Source organism: Ignavibacteriales bacterium (assembly GCA_015709675.1).
Classification (GTDB): domain Bacteria; phylum Bacteroidota; class Ignavibacteria; order Ignavibacteriales; family Ignavibacteriaceae; genus H2-BAC3.
In genome coordinates, this window is record CP054182.1 from 2,624,801 (window position 1) to 2,641,156 (window position 16,356).

12 protein-coding genes are annotated in these 16,356 nt (G+C 40.8%); all 12 read left to right on the forward strand.

What is annotated here, in order from left to right:
* Window positions 1-39: 39 nt before the first annotated feature.
* The 12 genes from HRU80_09880 (at window position 40) to HRU80_09935 (ending at window position 16,341) form a co-directional block, all read left to right on the forward strand.
* Complete coding sequence (locus HRU80_09880; protein ID QOJ29176.1) at window positions 40-1,200, forward strand: PorV/PorQ family protein; 1,161 nt, start codon at window positions 40-42, stop codon at window positions 1,198-1,200.
* Window positions 1,197-4,184, forward strand: coding sequence for a T9SS type A sorting domain-containing protein (locus HRU80_09885; protein ID QOJ29177.1), 2,988 nt, complete (start codon window positions 1,197-1,199; stop codon window positions 4,182-4,184). Before HRU80_09880 ends, HRU80_09885 begins: the two co-directional genes overlap by 4 nt.
* Before the next feature lie 18 nt (window positions 4,185-4,202).
* On the forward strand, window positions 4,203-7,277 hold the full coding sequence (locus HRU80_09890; protein ID QOJ29178.1) for a biopolymer transporter Tol: 3,075 nt from the start codon (window positions 4,203-4,205) through the stop codon (window positions 7,275-7,277).
* Window positions 7,278-7,283: 6 nt separating this feature from the next.
* Complete coding sequence (locus HRU80_09895) at window positions 7,284-8,105, forward strand: hypothetical protein (protein ID QOJ29179.1); 822 nt, start codon at window positions 7,284-7,286, stop codon at window positions 8,103-8,105.
* Window positions 8,105-9,421, forward strand: a complete 1,317-nt coding sequence (gene der / locus HRU80_09900; protein QOJ29180.1) for a ribosome biogenesis GTPase Der — start codon at window positions 8,105-8,107, stop codon at window positions 9,419-9,421. Before HRU80_09895 ends, der begins: the two co-directional genes overlap by 1 nt.
* Window positions 9,418-10,770 carry an FAD-dependent oxidoreductase gene (locus HRU80_09905; protein ID QOJ29181.1) on the forward strand — a complete coding sequence of 451 codons (1,353 nt, stop codon included), beginning with the start codon at window positions 9,418-9,420 and terminating at the stop codon, window positions 10,768-10,770. The genes der and HRU80_09905 overlap by 4 nt, the downstream gene beginning before the upstream one ends.
* A 1-nt stretch (window position 10,771) precedes the next feature.
* The gene (gene upp, locus HRU80_09910; GenBank protein QOJ29182.1) at window positions 10,772-11,389 is read left to right on the forward strand and encodes a uracil phosphoribosyltransferase; all 618 of its coding nucleotides are present in this window, start codon (window positions 10,772-10,774) and stop codon (window positions 11,387-11,389) included.
* Window positions 11,379-12,386 carry a hypothetical protein gene (locus tag HRU80_09915; GenBank protein QOJ29183.1) on the forward strand — a complete coding sequence of 336 codons (1,008 nt, stop codon included), beginning with the start codon at window positions 11,379-11,381 and terminating at the stop codon, window positions 12,384-12,386. The genes upp and HRU80_09915 overlap by 11 nt, the downstream gene beginning before the upstream one ends.
* Before the next feature lie 53 nt (window positions 12,387-12,439).
* Complete coding sequence (locus HRU80_09920; protein ID QOJ29184.1) at window positions 12,440-14,653, forward strand: bifunctional (p)ppGpp synthetase/guanosine-3',5'-bis(diphosphate) 3'-pyrophosphohydrolase; 2,214 nt, start codon at window positions 12,440-12,442, stop codon at window positions 14,651-14,653.
* The gene (gene ruvX, locus HRU80_09925; protein ID QOJ29185.1) at window positions 14,640-15,077 is read left to right on the forward strand and encodes a Holliday junction resolvase RuvX; all 438 of its coding nucleotides are present in this window, start codon (window positions 14,640-14,642) and stop codon (window positions 15,075-15,077) included. The genes HRU80_09920 and ruvX overlap by 14 nt, the downstream gene beginning before the upstream one ends.
* Before the next feature lie 64 nt (window positions 15,078-15,141).
* Complete coding sequence (gene eutM / locus HRU80_09930; GenBank protein ID QOJ29186.1) at window positions 15,142-15,423, forward strand: ethanolamine utilization microcompartment protein EutM; 282 nt, start codon at window positions 15,142-15,144, stop codon at window positions 15,421-15,423.
* A 12-nt stretch (window positions 15,424-15,435) separates the two neighbouring features.
* A complete protein-coding gene (locus tag HRU80_09935) occupies window positions 15,436-16,341 on the forward strand; it encodes a BMC domain-containing protein (GenBank protein ID QOJ29187.1) in 906 nt (301 codons plus the stop codon).
* Window positions 16,342-16,356 lie beyond the last annotated feature (15 nt).

The window sequence follows — 16,356 nt, forward strand, 5'->3', positions numbered from 1 at the left end:
GCACAAAACAGGTTTTTTATTAAACGGAGATCTCTTTACATGAAGTTCAAAAATCAATTAATCGTTGCAGCATTATTCCTGATGCTTTTCCCGGGCAGGGTCTTTGCCCAGGGTGAAGCGGCTGTACCGTTTCTTCTGCTTGCACCCGACTCACGGTTTAGTGCATTAGGTGAATCCGGTACCGGTCTGGCTGATAATGCCTCAGCAATTTTTTGGAACCCGGCAGGTATCGCATTTTTAAGCGGCCAGGAGTTTACTTTTACCCACAGTAACTGGTTACCGCAGTTTAAGCTTGACCTGTTTTATGACTATGCAACCTACAGAAATTACATTCCTGAGATTGACGGAAGTGTAACGGCGAGCATCACCTATATGAACTATGGTGAATTCGTAAGAACCGGAGAGACAGGTCCTGAACCACTCGGAACTTTCCGTTCATTTGATGCAGCCCTTACTTTAGGCTACGCTACAAAACTTTCCAAGGACTGGGGATTAGGATTCAATTTCCGTATAATTCACAGTAATCTTTCAGACCAGCCGACAGCTGAGGAAAAAGGTTCCGGAGTGGCAACTACAGTATCTTTCGACGTGGGGGCAATGTGGCGTCCCACCTCGCTGCCAATTCCGTTCACGGGAGTTGATATTGGCAATCAATTCAGTATGGGATTAAATTTAAGCAATCTCGGCCCGAAGATTTTCTATATTGATAAAGCACAGGCAGACCCGATTCCGACCAATCTCAGACTTGGCTTTGCCCACAGAATTTTCGCTGATGAATATAACTCCCTTACCTGGACGCTTGATTTCAGCAAACTCCTTGTTAAAAAGGATACAACAGGTCAGAGCGAAGAGTTTTACCAGGCTCTCTTTACTTCCTGGATTGATAAGCCATTCGCGGATGAACTTCGTGATATCGTTACATCGTTCGGACTCGAATACTGGTATGGTCAGCCGGGCGACTTCCTCTTTGCATTAAGAGGCGGTTTTTTCTATGAAGACCCGTCATACGGCAATAGAAAGTTTATGACCCTGGGAGCAGGAATCAGATACGATATATACGGTTTTGATTTCAGCTATATTTCAACATCGGTTTTTAAGGGGGGCGAAAATCATCCATTGTCAGACACTCTCCGTTTTACATTCCTTGTTGGCTGGGGTGCTCTTCCTGAAAGCATTAAAGGATTACCCAGAGGTCTTTGATTTTGCATCCCCGCGCGTTAGTTTTAATTATTTTAGCAATTCTGAGCCACGTTTCCGTGGCTCAGCGCTATATACCAGCACCGGAATCCTTCAGCACAACCAGAGGCATTAAACCTGCCCCGGCTTCGGGTACACTTAGAGTACTTGCTATCATGGTTGAATTTCAGCGTGATAATGACAGGACTACGGTAGGGAATGGTCAGTTTGACTCAATTTATACCCGGAACTGGGGAAGCAGTATTCTTGATCCCTTACCGCATGATTCAGCATACTTTTCCGCGCATCTGGAATTTGCCAAAAATTATTATGCAAAGGTCTCGCGCGGTTCTCTTGCTTTACAGTATACTGTTCTGCCGCAGGTAATTACTCTCAGTAAAACTATGCGCGAATATTCTCCTCCAATCAGATCAACCGATTTCACCCCCATGGTAAATTTTTATGAAGAGTCGTGGCAGAAAGCGGATGAATTGTATCCCGGTTTTGATTTTTCAGCTTATGATCTCTTTTGTGTTTTTCATGCGGGAGTAGGAAGGGATGTTAGTCTTCCAGGCAGTTTGAATAATGAAAGAGACCTGCCATCGGTTTATTTTAATCTTGAATCGTTCAGAAAGTACAAAGGGGCAGGATATAGTGGAGTTCCGGTTTCCGGCGGTAGTTTTACAATTAAAAACTCAATGATTCTTCCTCAGACACAAAACAGGGAAATTGAATCGTTTGGAAATTATTTCCTGGTAGAACTTACTATCAACGGACTTTTGGTTTCTTCAATTGCCAGTCATTTAGGGCTTCCTGATTTATTTGATACCAAAACCGGGCTGAGTGCAATCGGCAGGTTCGGATTGATGGACGGTCAGTCAATATTTGCATACAATGGAGTATTTCCGCCAAATCCTTCCGCCTGGGAAAGAATTCAATTAGGATGGGATTCTGCTATTCCCCTTAATGATACTTTAAGCAGAAACAATGCTTTATATAAGTTAATGGCAGTTTCTACCTCCGCTCCTAATGATACCACAGTTTATAAAGTAAGCCTCTCTGCTGATGAGCATTATTATATAGAAAACCGTATCAAAGACGGCAATGGTGATGGAATCACTTTCACCATCTGGAATAATGGTTCTGTGTATCAGAAGAGCTTTACAAAAGATACATCGTGGTTTAACAGTTTCACTGTTGATTCACTTGAAGGTGTAATCATTGATGTAGATGATTTTGACTGGGCACTTCCCGGAAGCGGAATTCTTGTCTGGCATATTGATGAAAAAGTAATACGTGAAAATATTGCATCAAATCAGGTAAATGCTGATAAACTGAGAAGGGGAGTGGATCTTGAAGAAGCTGACGGAATTCAGGATATCGGAGAGCAGTTCACAACGATATTTGGTGATGTTCTGGTCGGGGAAGGAGATGATCTTGATCTGTGGTATAGCACAAATGAAGCTGATCTCTATAAAAACGAATTCTCGGATGTAACAAGGCCCGATACCAGAAGTAATGCCGGTGCGTTTTCACAGATAAAGTTATTTGATTTTTCCGCGATCGGGATGACAGCCTCATTCCGTTTGGGATATACCTCAACAGGAATTGAGCCAGTAATCTCAGTGAGAAATTACCCTTCCGGTCTTGCTACGGTGAGATATTTTACAGCGGGCTCAAACAGTTATAAAGTTGAAGAATTTGACACGGTTATTGTAATCTCATCTTTGTCAGTTCATTCAGTAGTAAAGAGCAGCGGCGGAGCTGCATATTATACAGACGGAACAGATCTTGTTATTATTACAGCTGATGACTCTACCATTACTCAGTCAGTCATTGGTGGAACTGTCGTTACAAAAAATACGTATAAGCCAGGCTTTACGATAAATGCGGGACCGGTGATGGCCGGAAATATTATTTATATCGGGAGCAAATCCGGATTACTTCACTCATTCAAAATGAGTAAAAACGGTACTATTGAAATAATTGCAGATTATAATTTCCCGGGCTCCGAGGTTCGGAAAATTTATCCCTATCCGCTTATTGCCTATACGGTTGTTAAAAGTGGTGATAAATATATTGTATATGCAGCAAACTCAGAAATTTTTTCAGGAAATGAAGAGATAACATCATTGTTTGTGGCAAACGTATCGGATGGATCGGAAGATATTTATCTGTTGACATCATCAAATGAGATGATTGTTATAAACAGAACTTTAGCCGGCTCAGCTGCATCCTTAAAATATCGGTTTATGGGAAATCCGAATACCGCATTCGGAATAAATACTGGTGCCAATGAAGTTGTCTTGTTTTCTGCAAACGATAACAGTATAGAGGCGGATAATGTATATAATATCCCGGCTGAAAACTTTCCTGTAATACTTTCAGCAGATATAAATTCAAATATTGCCATCGCCAGAAAATCGTCGAATGAAAGTGTGATCTTTGCGATTACCAATGACGGACTTTTAAATGGTATTTCACTGAAATCCGGCAGACAGATACCGGGCTTTCCGCTTGCTTATGCAAATGGAGATTCTTCCAGAATCATGCTCCGGAGAACTGATAACAAGACTGCGCTTATTGCATATTCAGAAAACGAATCATATGCAGAATGGTATCTTACGGATATTGCCGATAATATTATTTGGTCAGGAGATCAGGGTGAAGATGGTTTGTACGATGCAGTTTTTCTTACACAAAAGAATCTTGCAAACAGTGAACTTTTGGATAAAGTAAAAACATATAATTACCCCAATCCGGTAAGTGAAGGAAACACTCAAATACGTTTTTTCACAAGTGAAGATGCTGTTATAACCGTAAGGATATTTGATCTTGCCGGGGATCTGGCTGCAGAACTGAAAGCAAATGCTATTGGCGGATTTGATCAGGAAATTAGCTGGAATGTTACTGAAATTGAAAGCGGAGTCTATCTTGCGCGGATTGAAGCAGAAAACTCATCCGGTAAGAAGGATTTTAAAATTATTAAGATTGCTGTCGTTAAATAGACCTCCCCATAGGAGCTGATGAGAAAAATTTTCCCTCTATTTGTAGTTCTTTTATTTATTCCCTTTACACAGGCACAGTTTACTGAATTCCATCCTGAACTGGAGTGGTACACTATAAAGGGTGAAAACTGTGTAGTTCATTATCATAAAGAGGCTGAACGTACTGCTAAAGTAACTGCCAAAATCTGTGATGAAATTTGGGAGCCGATTACACGGCTGTACGGGTATGAGCCTGAAACGGTTCATTTTGTTATAAAAGACATTGATGATTATTCCAACGGTGCAACTTATTTCTTTGATAACAAGATTGAAATATGGACCAGCGCTTTGGACTTTGATTTAAGAGGGACACATAACTGGCTCCGCAATGTTATTAGTCATGAATTCACTCATCTTGTCCAGATTCAGGCGGCATTAAAAACCGGGAGAAGAGTGCCGGCTGTGTATCTGCAGTGGCTGAATTATGAAGACAAACGCAGACCGGATATTCTTTATGGTTTCCCGAATGTGATTGTCTCTTATCCGTTGGCAACATTAAATATGCCTGCCTGGTTTGCAGAAGGCACTGCCCAGTATATGAGAGAAGAATTTAACTATGATTACTGGGATGCTCACCGGGATATGATACTTCGTTCATATGTAACGGGCGGAAATATGTTAACCTGGAATCAGATGGGTGTATTTGAAAAAACCAGTCTTGGTAATGAATCAGTTTATAACTCAGGATTCGCGCTGACCCGCTATATTTCTCAAAAATATGGAGAAGATAAACTAAGGGAGATTACCAACCGGCTTGGTGTATGGTCAAATTTTACTATTGATGCTGCAATAGAAGATGTGCTCGGCATTACCGGCAGGCAATTATATAATGAATGGAAGAGCTATCTGGAAAATTATTACAAAACAGCTCTGGAGCCGGTAAGAAGTAATGCTGTTACAGGTACCCAGTTGAATATGGAGGGCTTTGGAAATTTTTACCCGGTCTTTGCTGACAGCGGAAGAAAAGTACTTTATATCTCCAATTCAGGTAACGACTACATGAGTTTAACCTCACTTTATGAATACGACCTGGAGAAAAAGCAGACAAAAAGGATTACCGGACCCGTCAGGTCTACTTTCGGTTTGTTTGATAGTGAGAATAAAATTCTGTATGCAAAAATCACGGATGACAACGAGAACTGGTACAATGTCCATGATTTGTTTGTTTATGACAGAAAAACGGAGGAAGAAACACGTCTTACCTTTAATCTGAGAGCGAATCAGCCGTCACTTTCTCATAAAAAAGATAAAGTGGTTTTTGTTTTCCAGAAAGACGGCACTACTAATCTTGCGACAGTAAATATTGACGGAACCGGGTTCACCCAGCTTACTTTTTTTGCTAATGGAGAGCAGGTTTATAACCCTTCCTTTTCTCCTGATGATTCCAGGATAATCTTTGATTATTCAGATTTTGATAATCGTGATGTGGCGGTATATTCATTCAAAACAGGAAAGCATGATTTCCTGCTTGAAGCAAGAAATGATGAGCGAAATGCATTTTTTCTGAATGATACAACTGTAGTTTTTTCAGCTGACTATAATGGCATATTCAATATCCATAAATTTATTATAAATAAAGGCCAGATAATACAATTAACGAATGTTGAGGGGGGGGCATTTATGCCTGCGATTGATCGTAATGGAGATATCGCTTACAGCGGTTATACATCAACAGGTTATAAAATATTTCATCTGTCTGCGGATAGTTTAAGATCCATCGCCAAAAATGACAATTATAAAGGTGTTAAGGAATTCCCCTTAAATGAATTTAAACCAATTGGCGATTTAACCGATGATCAGATTCAGAACTTCAGGAATTTTAAGGATAACATCCTTCCGGAGTATGAATCATCCCGCTATAGCGGAGCATTTTCCAAACTTACTTTTTTTCCGGTCTTACGGCTCGATAATTACAATACCGGCAATACTCCTTTTCAGCGTCTGAAACCCGGGGTTTATTTTACTTCTTCAGATATGCTTAACCGTTATTCTATTTTCGGCGGGGCGACTATCAACACGAGATTCGAACGCGATCTTTTCATGATGTTCGAGTATAAGAATAAGATTCCGCTTTTGTATGACATTGGCATAAAACCTGAAATTGCTCTTGAATTGTTCAACGTAAGCAGAAAAGCTGATGTTGATATTATTTTTGATGAGGACCTGCCGACCGTCACTACTGATGTTACCTATAATCTTTTTGAGGTTGGACTTAAGGCAAGTCACAGAATTTTTACACGCGATCAGAATCTGGAGTTCCGTTATGCCTTCTCACGGTATACAGCCTCACTCGGAAGTTTTATTCTCCCGCTTGAAGGTGACCCCCAGCTTTATCCTACTACTAATGATGAGTATCTGATTGGCAATAACTTTATGCTGAAATACACGTATTCATCACTATTTCCTTATGTAGATTCTGATATTAATCCTGTGGGTACTCAGATTGATCTGACATACAACCTGGAGCTGAATAAATATAATCCTGACGGAAACTACACAATTGATAATGGCATACTTGTTCCGTTATACAGTAATTTTAATTTTTCACGTCTTGAATTGCTCGCCAAGCATAACTGGCGTCTGACAGGAAGCCATGGTCTTGAACTGACCATCAGAGGGGGAACTATCATAGGCGCTGAGGTACCTGACTTTTTCGACTTCTACCTGGGCGGACTTGTTGGAATGCGATCCTATCCTTTTTATTCTCTTAGCGGCAATGAAATCGCGATGGTAAAAACTGCTTACCGTTTTCCGCTGTTTAAAAATATTGATTTTAGTGACGGTCACCTTTATCTGGATAAGATATTCCTCGAGGTATTTGCTGAAGCTGGAAATGCATGGAATTCTTATGCAACAACGATAAATGATATAAAAAAAGGTGCAGGGGCTGAATTACGTTTCTCGTTAAATTCCTTTTATCTCTTTCCAACCGCAATTTTCCTGAATGCAGCATACGGTTTTGATTCCTTTGAAAGAAATGTCAGGGATGAAAAAGTCATGTATGGAAAAGAATGGAATTTTTATGCAGGTGTTCTTTTTGGATTTGACATTTAGAATTATATGAACAAGACACTATTCATACTTATATTTAGCTATCTTTCACTTACAGCACAGCAGAGTGAAGTGCTTACCGGAAGTATAACATTTGACAGCAAAACGATCGGGATACTTCCTGCGGTGACAAAAAATTCAGTTCTGCCGGTTTCCGAAAAGAAAAAGCCAATCGTTAATGGACTTCTTTCTTTAGTATTACCGGGAGCGGGACAGTATATGGCTGAGTCATATATTGAAGCCGGAATTTTCGCGGCATTAGAAGTTACTGCAATAACCATAGCTGTAATAAATGACGGCAAAGGGGATGATCAGACAACAGAATTCCAAAAAGTAGCTGATGAGCGCTGGAGTGTTGTAAAGTATGCAGAATGGCTGAATACGTATAAAAGTGCTTCGATTCCCATAAATCCAAATACTTCTTTGCGGCCATGGGAAAGAGTAAACTGGGATTCACTTAATGCGTATGAAAGTACGTTCTCTCACCGCCTTCCAAAGCATGGTGAACAGCAATATTACGAACTGATCGGCAAATATCATCAGTATAGCCCTGGCTGGGATGAATTTAATCCCGCTAACAGTAATAATGCGGATATACCGCCAATCTTTCTTTCCTATGCAAGCATGCGGGGTAAAGCAAATGATTTTTACAACAACGCTTCCAAAGCAGTAATAGCCCTCTATATAAATCATTTTTTAAGCGCAGTACATGCGGTCTGGGCAACAGCATTGTATAATAATTCCGTTTCAGTAAAGCTTCAGTTTGATGAACAGGAATTGCGATATGCCGGTGCTCTGTCTCCGAGATTAACCCTGAAAGCAAATTTCTAATGTCAAAAATTCCGATTGTTGTAATAGCCGGCCGGCCAAATGTAGGCAAATCAACTTTGTTTAACCGCCTTACCAAAAGCAAGGAAGCAATAGTAGATGATGTGTCCGGAGTAACACGGGACAGGAATTATGGCGAGGTTGAATGGGATAATAAGCTTTTTCGTCTTATTGATACAGGAGGCTATGTCCCTGAATCGAAAGATGTATTTGAAACTGCTATACGTGAGCAGGTTCATATAGCTGTGGATGAGGCTGACGCCGTAATATTCGTGGTAGACAGCAGAACGGGTATTACTCCTTTAGATTTTGAAATAGCAAAAATATTCCGTTCATCATCAAAAAAAATATTTCTGGCTGTTAATAAAGTTGACTCAGAGAATTATGATCCGCTGACCTCAGATTTTTATAAGTTGGGACTTGGTGAGCCATATGGTATCAGTGCAATAGGGGGAAGGAGACTGGGTGATTTTCTTGATGCCGTCACTCATGATTTTCCTCCAAAAGAGGAGGAATCATTAGATGATACTCAGTTAAAAATAGCCCTCGTAGGAAGACCTAACGTAGGAAAATCTTCTCTTACCAATGCACTGCTCGGTTACGACAGAAGCATTGTTACTGATATCCCCGGTACAACACGTGACAGTATAAACTCTGTTTTGAAGTATTACGGCAGAGAAATAGTTTTGGTTGATACTGCAGGTCTTAGAAAAAAAGCCAAGGTCAAAGAAAACATAGAGTTTTATTCTTCAGTAAGGACCTTGCGCGCAATTGCAGAATCCACCGTTGTCGTCCTCATGCTTGATGCGACAACCGGATTAGAAAATCAGGATCAGAAAATCCTAGAGGAAGCTGTCAACCGCCGCAGGGGTATCATCATCGCGGTTAATAAATGGGATTTGATTGAGAAAGATACTAACACAGCAAGGCAGTGGGAACTGGCTCTCTATAAAATGCTTGGTAAGTACGATTATGTTCCCGTCATTTTCGTTTCTGCACTCACAAAACAGAGAATCTTTAAACTGGTTGATCTGGCTCAGGAAGTACATGACGAAAGGATGAAAAAAATCCCGACTGATGAACTAAATGAGATTTTGCAGGAAGAAATTCAGAAAACTCCTCCTCCTGCAGGACCTACGGGAAAAGAAATTAAAATAAAATACATAACTCAGGTTGGAACATATTATCCGGTTTTTCTATTTTTCGGTACACAGCCAAAATATCTTCCGGATCACTATAAACGTTTTCTTGAAAAGAAAATCCGGGAAAAATTCGGCTTTAAAGGAGTTCCCATGACACTGAGTTTCCGTCAAAAATGAAGCCGCTTACCATTGCGGTAATAGGGGGTAATGCTGCGGGCGCTGCTGCTGCTGCTAAGGCGAAGCGGGTTAATCCGCAAGCAAGGGTTGTACTTTTTGAAAAAACCGATTATATCTCTGTTGGGGTTTGTGAATTCCCATTTGTACTTTCCGGTGAAATCTCGGATCCCGCATCTCTTATTTTTTACACTCCTGAAAAATTCTCCGAAGAAAAGAAAGTAGAAGTATTCATCGGCTCTGAGGTCATCTCTGTTGATACCAAAGAACGGGTTCTTACTTTTACTGATAAGAATTCATCCGGGTCAATCCGGATGCCTTATGACAGATTAATAATTGCAACGGGCTCCCGCCAGAGTGAGGTAGCCGGGCTGGATGCTGGCTTAGAAAATGTTCTTTGGCTGAAAAAATATCCTGATCTTTTAAGAACAAAAGATTTTCTTGATCATAAATCACCTGAACATGGTATTGTTATAGGATCGGGGTATCTGGGTTTGGAAATTGCCGAAGCCCTGGTTAAAAGGGGAATGGAGGTTTCAATTATCGAGAAGGAATCAAGAGTTTTGCCAGGTGCAGAACCTGAGTTTTCAGGAATAATAGGAGAGATCTTAAAGGAGAAACAAATTGCAGTTTACTCAGGAATAACGACATTATCTTTCATTACGGATCACAGAAGTGTAAAATCTGTTAAGGTCGGCTCAAGGGTATTGGAATCTAACGCACTTTTTCCGGCTACAGGATTCAGACCAGACACAAGATTTATTGCGGGACTTGATTTCAGAAGGGGGGCATTTGGTGAAATTATAACCGACACATTTTTACGCACAAGTATTCCATATGTATATGCTGCTGGTGACTCTGCAGGTATTAAAAATTTTCTTACCGGTAAGAGTCAGGTTTTTTATAGCGCCAAGGTTGCTCATAATACCGGGCATATAGCCGGGAGCAACGCAGCTGGAAAACCGGAGCAATTTAAAGGAGCAATCCCGGTAACAAGTTTCAGAATTTTTGATAATTACTTTAGTCAGACAGGGCTCACTGAAAAAGCAGCCCGGGAGCATGGTTTTGTTGTTAAAACCGCTTTTGCAATCATGCCCAATCTTGTACACATTATGCCGGAAGTATCGAACACCGCCGCGAAACTTATCATTAACAAATTAAATAAACAGATTCTCGGGGCTTCATTCTTAGGGGCCAAAGAAGTCTCAGGTTTTTCTGATCTGATCACATTTATGATAAGAAATAGAATGAGTTATGATATTATATCTGAGACCGATTTTAACTATACACCGGCACTTTCACCATTCAGAAATATTCTGATATCATTGAAGAACAAATTAGACAAGGGTTAGAATGAGTTTATTTGTATGTGATTTTCCGCTTGTTAAAACAGCTATCACCCGGCTAAGAGACCGGAATTCGGAGCATACTGAATTCCGCAGAAATGTGCGTTATATTTCAAGAGTACTTGCTCTGGAGGTTTCTAAGAAATTCACACTCAGCGAGTATCAGGTTGAAACACCCCTTGAAAAGACAACGGGATTCAGGTTTGAAAAAGAGGTAATCCTGCTCCCGATTCTTCGGGCCGGTCTGGGGATGCTTGATGGGTTCCTTGATATCATCCCGGGTGCCAAGGCGGGTCATATAGGCCTGCAGAGAAATGAAGTGACGCTTCAACCGGAAAAGTATTATTTCAAAGTACCTGAAATGGTTGATCCTATTGTTATCATTCTCGATCCGATGCTTGCGACCGGAGGAAGCGCTTCTGCCGCCATTAATAAAGTTAAGCAACTGACCTCCGGCTCAGTTTATCTGGTATCGGTAATCTCTGCACCTGAAGGCGTTAAACGTGTTGAATCAGATTTCCCTGATGTGCAGATTTATACTGCGACTCTGGACAGACAACTGAATGATAAGGGTTATATTCTCCCCGGGCTCGGGGATGCCGGAGACAGAATTTTTGGCACATAAGGTTTTTTTCTGGATCCTTTTATTCAGTTCTTTTCTTTTTCCGCAAAAGTTTCCTGACCCTGCTGTTGACAAAGTTTTCAGAGAAGGAATAACTCTTGCTCTTAACGGGGATTATGAAGAAGCAAAAATACTTCTTGAAAACCCTGATTTTAAGAATTCAAAATTTCCGTTTTATGAAATACTTTCTGCCGCATCTGAAATCGGTATTTCGTATGATTATGCACTGCCGGCTAATAACAAATTAATTCATTCTTACCTAGATGAAGCATCACGTAAACTGAAGAAAATTACTTCTGACCAGAATTCAATACTCTGGATACATTATTGCAGCGGTCTTATTAATGGTTACCGTGCTATTCTCTATGCATACAATTCAGAATGGATTTCCTTCATCAATACCGGTCTTGATGCAGTTTCTTATTATGAAAAATGTATTGCCATTGATCCGGAGTTTGGGGATGCGTATGCTTCAATTGGCGCGTTTAAGTTCTGGAGAAGTGAGAAACTTTCTTTCCTGAACTGGATGCCATTTGTTGACGATGAGCGAGAACTTGGCAAAAGCATGCTTGAAAAAGCACGTAAAGCGGGTACCTATCACTCCTACTTTATTTATAAAAACCTCTTCGATATTTATTATCTGAGAGAGGAATATAAAAAAGCCAGAGAGGTGCTGAACGAGGCAATTGCAAAATATCCGAAATCCAGGATGTTCCAGTATGATTTAGCCAGATTTCTGGGAAGAGAAAAACCTCTTGATGCCATCAAAGTTTTGCAGCAGATTATGAATTCGTTTGATCCGGCTAAAGTTAAAAACAGAATAAACGAACTTAGGATAAAGGGGAGGATGGTCAACCTCTACAACAAGGCCGGCCAGAAGGATAAAGCCAGGGCATTGGCTGATGAAATTCTTTCAGCCCGCAATCTTTCTGATTATGAGTTATCGAAACTTGAGAGGTCAATTGAAAGAGTGAAAGAGATCAGGGAGGAACTAAACTAAAAGGGGGATTTTTTAGGGAAAATTAAGTTAACCCTTGAATATCTGCTGAAAAAATGACATATTTGAGGCTAAACAAAAGGTCTCAAAAATTGGCTTCCGCTCCCGTATCGTTTAAGGCAGAAAAAGACGAACTGCTTCAGCTTTGTTCCCGGAATATTCCCTCATTCCGGCCGGATGTTGTTGACAAGGCATTCGATTTTGCCATGGAAGCCCATAAGAACTTTGTCAGAAAGTCAAATGAACCCTTCTTTTCACATCCGATAGCAGTAGCCAGGATTCTTGCCTCAGAACTTCCCCTTGATGATGTCTCGGTTGCCTGCGGGCTGCTTCATGATGTTGTTGAGGACAACGACAATTATAACATTGATATAATTAAAAAGAATTTTGGGCATGATATTGCTGTCATAGTTGACGGTTTGACAAAAATTAAGAACCTGTTTAAGGGAACCGAATTTGATCAGGCCGAATACTACCGCAAACTCCTCCTTTCTATTACAAAGGATATACGGGTAATTATTGTTAAACTAGCCGACCGGCTAAATAATATGAGGACTCTGGAGTTTCTCGATTCAGACAAGCGTAAGAAGATTGCTAAAGAGACTCTTGAAATTTATGCCCCGCTTTCACATCGTTTCGGACTTGGTCAGCTTAAATGGGAATTAGAGGACCTGGCATTTAAGGAACTGAACAAACAGGCATACGAGGATCTTAAAAGAAAGATCAATGCTAAACGGGCTGAGCGTGAAGACTATATAGAACGGTTCAAACAGCCCCTGGTAAAAGAACTGGCCCAGTACAATATCAAATATGAAATAAGCGGCAGGGCTAAGCATCTTTATAGTATCTACCGGAAAATGATCAAAAGAAATAAACCGTTCAGTGAAATCTATGATCTTTTCGCGATACGGATTATCCTCGACTCGGAATCCAGAACTGATTGTTATACGGTGCACGGTGTCGTAAATGGAATTTATACACCCGTTCCTGACCGGTTTAAGGACTATATAGCAATTCCAAAAGCGAATAATTATCAGTCCCTGCATACAACAGTGGTCGGTCCGGACGGGAAAAAGGTTGAAGTACAAATCCGCAATAAGAAGATGCATGAGGTGGCCGAGCAGGGAGTTGCCGCCCACTGGAAGTATAAGGAAGGAAAATCCGGGGATGATCCGCAAATGGTCAGTTATATTGCCTGGATCAGGGATATTCTTGAATCATCCTCAGATGATGAATACAAAAAAGGTGTTGTAGACAATTTCAAGCTGGACCTTTATTCAGATGAGATTTTTATATTCACCCCAAAAGGAGACTTAAAAAGACTTCCGGTCGGATCCACACCGGTAGATTTTGCGTTTCAGGTGCATTCAAAAGTGGGCCATCACTGTATTGGTGCAAAGGTTAATCACAAGCTTGTTCCTCTGGATTTTGTCCTTAAAAGCGGGGATCAGGTTGAGATTCTGACTTCAAAAAATCAGCACCCTAATAAAAACTGGCTTAAATTTGTCAAAACCTCCAAAGCTATTTCAGATATCAAAAAATGGCTGAATAAAGAAGATGAAACCCTTTTCAATGCCGGAAAAGATCTTTGGGAGAAAAAACTTAAAAAACTGAAACTCTCCTTTACAAGCCAGGAGTTAAATAAACTGATTCAGTCCATAAAAATGGATAATACCCGCCAGTTCTTTATGGCTGTAGGTCAGGCAAAAATCAATGTTGATGAACTCCTGACTACTTCAATGGAAAAGGAGCGGAAGAGTAAAGATGTAACCAGCAGTTATGAAAACTTTAAGGATTTTGCCCGCTCAAGCGGTGGACAGCTTGCAATCAGCGGTGAAAACTTTAAGATGCTGGTTTCCTATTCAAAATGCTGCAGTCCGATTCCGGGAGATGATGTACTGGGTTTTGTCTCAATAGGTGGCGGAATAAGAATTCACCGGGCAGATTGCAAAAATATGGGTGATCTGGCCAAAAGAGATCCTGAGAAAGTGGTGAGTATTTACTGGCCTGAAATAGAAGGTTCATCCTTTATCGTAGGACTTTCGATCAGCGGGCTGGATTCTCCGGGTATTCTTAATAATATTTCAAATACCATTCTAAACGTCAAAACCACCAATATTAAGTCCATTAACATTGATACCCATAATGGTGTTTTTAAGGGAATTGTCACACTATATGTCATGAATAAGGAACACCTGAATACAATAATTGAAAAGGTCAGGTCCATCGAAGGGGTATATGAAGTCAGAAGATTAGATGAAATTATCTGAAAACGGGGAATTGACCGGAGGCGAGCGTGTTTTAGCGGTTGATTACGGACACGTACGGGTTGGGCTGGCCATCTCAGACCCTCTTAAAATCATCGCTTCACCCCTTACGACTCTAAAAAACGATGCGACTCTGCTTCAGGAAATAACCAGGATTATAAAAACTGAAGGAGTGAAAATCGTAATACTTGGTGATCCGGGTGAAAAGCCATCGAATAAGGAGATCCGGGATAAAATTATCCAGTTTAAGAGTTTTCTGGAATCCAGAAATTGCCGGGTAATTCTCTGGGACGAAACCTATACCTCAGAGATGGCTAAAAAGATGGTTCTCGAGACAGTAAAAAGCCGCAAAAAAAGGCAGAATAAGGGGTTGGTGGACATGAACGCGGCTATCATAATTTTGCAGGAATATCTAAGAACAGTTTGATAATTATCTGTAATCCAAGTAATTTGAATATCATTAAAACAAAACTTATTAACGGAGTCTGAATATGACATTAGATGCTTTGGGAATGATTGAAACCAAAGGTCTCGTCGGCGCAATTGAAGCAGCCGATGCAATGGTAAAGGCCGCTAAAGTTGAACTTATCGGTAAAGAAACTATTGGCGGTGGGTATGTAACCGTCATGGTCAGAGGTGATGTTGGCGCAGTTAAAGCTGCCACTGATGCCGGTGCAGCCGCAGCTCAGCGTGTTGGTGAATTAGTATCAGTTCATGTAATCCCAAGACCTCATACAGAAGTTGAATTAATACTCCCTAAGAAAAATAAATAATCCTTTAGCATAATGTCCCGTGCTCTCGGATTAATTGAAACAAAGGGGTTGGTAGGTGCAATTGAGGCCGCTGACGCGATGGTGAAAGCGGCCAATGTTACCATAATCGGTAAGGAAAAAACCGTCCCCGCAATGATAACGATTCAAATCGCCGGTGATGTGGCGGCCGTCAGGTCAGCAATTGACGCAGGCGCTGCAGCAGCTCAGCGGGTTGGGCAGTTGCTCTCTGTACACATCATTCCTCAGCCCGATGATCAGATTGAAACAATTATTCCTCAGCTTTTTTCTGAAGCAGACGATCTTTCCGGACCGCTTCCTGCTGAAGGATCTTTTGAGAAATCAGATGAGATAGCTGTTGAGCAAAAAGATGCGGAGAGTTTACCAGAAATTACTCAGGCTGCATCTGATACTCCAGTTACTGAACAGATTCTCTTACCAGGATTTAAATCGCAGGAAGAAATTTCTTTAAAAGAAGATAAATCTGAAACTCAATCAGAGCCGATCAGTGAAGTCGAAACGATTTCCGCAACAGTAATGGAAGAACAGGCACCTCAGATTGTTCAAGAGGCAGAATTCATTCTGGAAGAACTGCCTGAGGAAAACGTTTTACCTGCAGAGTCTTCAACTGAAGAGGTTGAAGAAATTACTCAAGAAACGGTGTCACCGGAGATTATTGAGGTAGCTTCTCAGGAAACCGTCAGTGCAGAAACCGATTTTATTGATGATGTTTCGGAGAAGATGTTTGAAGATCTTCCCGATAATTTCAGCATTATGGAAAGTGATATTTACTCACTAAATGTTCATCAGCTCAGAAAACTGGCAAGACAAATTGACAATTTTCCGATTCAGGGGAGGGAAATATCTAAAGCTAACCGCAACGAACTTCTCAGGCATTTTGAAGCTCTCAGATCCCCATGAGAGAAACCTAAAGCA

Bases quoted from the DNA above. Each gene is read 5' to 3' on its own strand.
- HRU80_09880 (QOJ29176.1), top strand. From the start codon at position 40: ATGAAGTTCAAAAATCAATTAATCGTTGCAGCATTATTCCTGATGCTT.
- HRU80_09890 (QOJ29178.1), top strand. From the start codon at position 4,203: ATGAGAAAAATTTTCCCTCTATTTGTAGTTCTTTTATTTATTCCCTTT.
- HRU80_09895 (QOJ29179.1), top strand. From the start codon at position 7,284: ATGAACAAGACACTATTCATACTTATATTTAGCTATCTTTCACTTACA.
- der (QOJ29180.1), top strand. From the start codon at position 8,105: ATGTCAAAAATTCCGATTGTTGTAATAGCCGGCCGGCCAAATGTAGGC.
- HRU80_09905 (QOJ29181.1), top strand. From the start codon at position 9,418: ATGAAGCCGCTTACCATTGCGGTAATAGGGGGTAATGCTGCGGGCGCT.
- upp (QOJ29182.1), top strand. From the start codon at position 10,772: ATGAGTTTATTTGTATGTGATTTTCCGCTTGTTAAAACAGCTATCACC.
- HRU80_09920 (QOJ29184.1), top strand. From the start codon at position 12,440: ATGACATATTTGAGGCTAAACAAAAGGTCTCAAAAATTGGCTTCCGCT.
- ruvX (QOJ29185.1), top strand. From the start codon at position 14,640: ATGAAATTATCTGAAAACGGGGAATTGACCGGAGGCGAGCGTGTTTTA.
- eutM (QOJ29186.1), top strand. From the start codon at position 15,142: ATGACATTAGATGCTTTGGGAATGATTGAAACCAAAGGTCTCGTCGGC.
- HRU80_09935 (QOJ29187.1), top strand. From the start codon at position 15,436: ATGTCCCGTGCTCTCGGATTAATTGAAACAAAGGGGTTGGTAGGTGCA.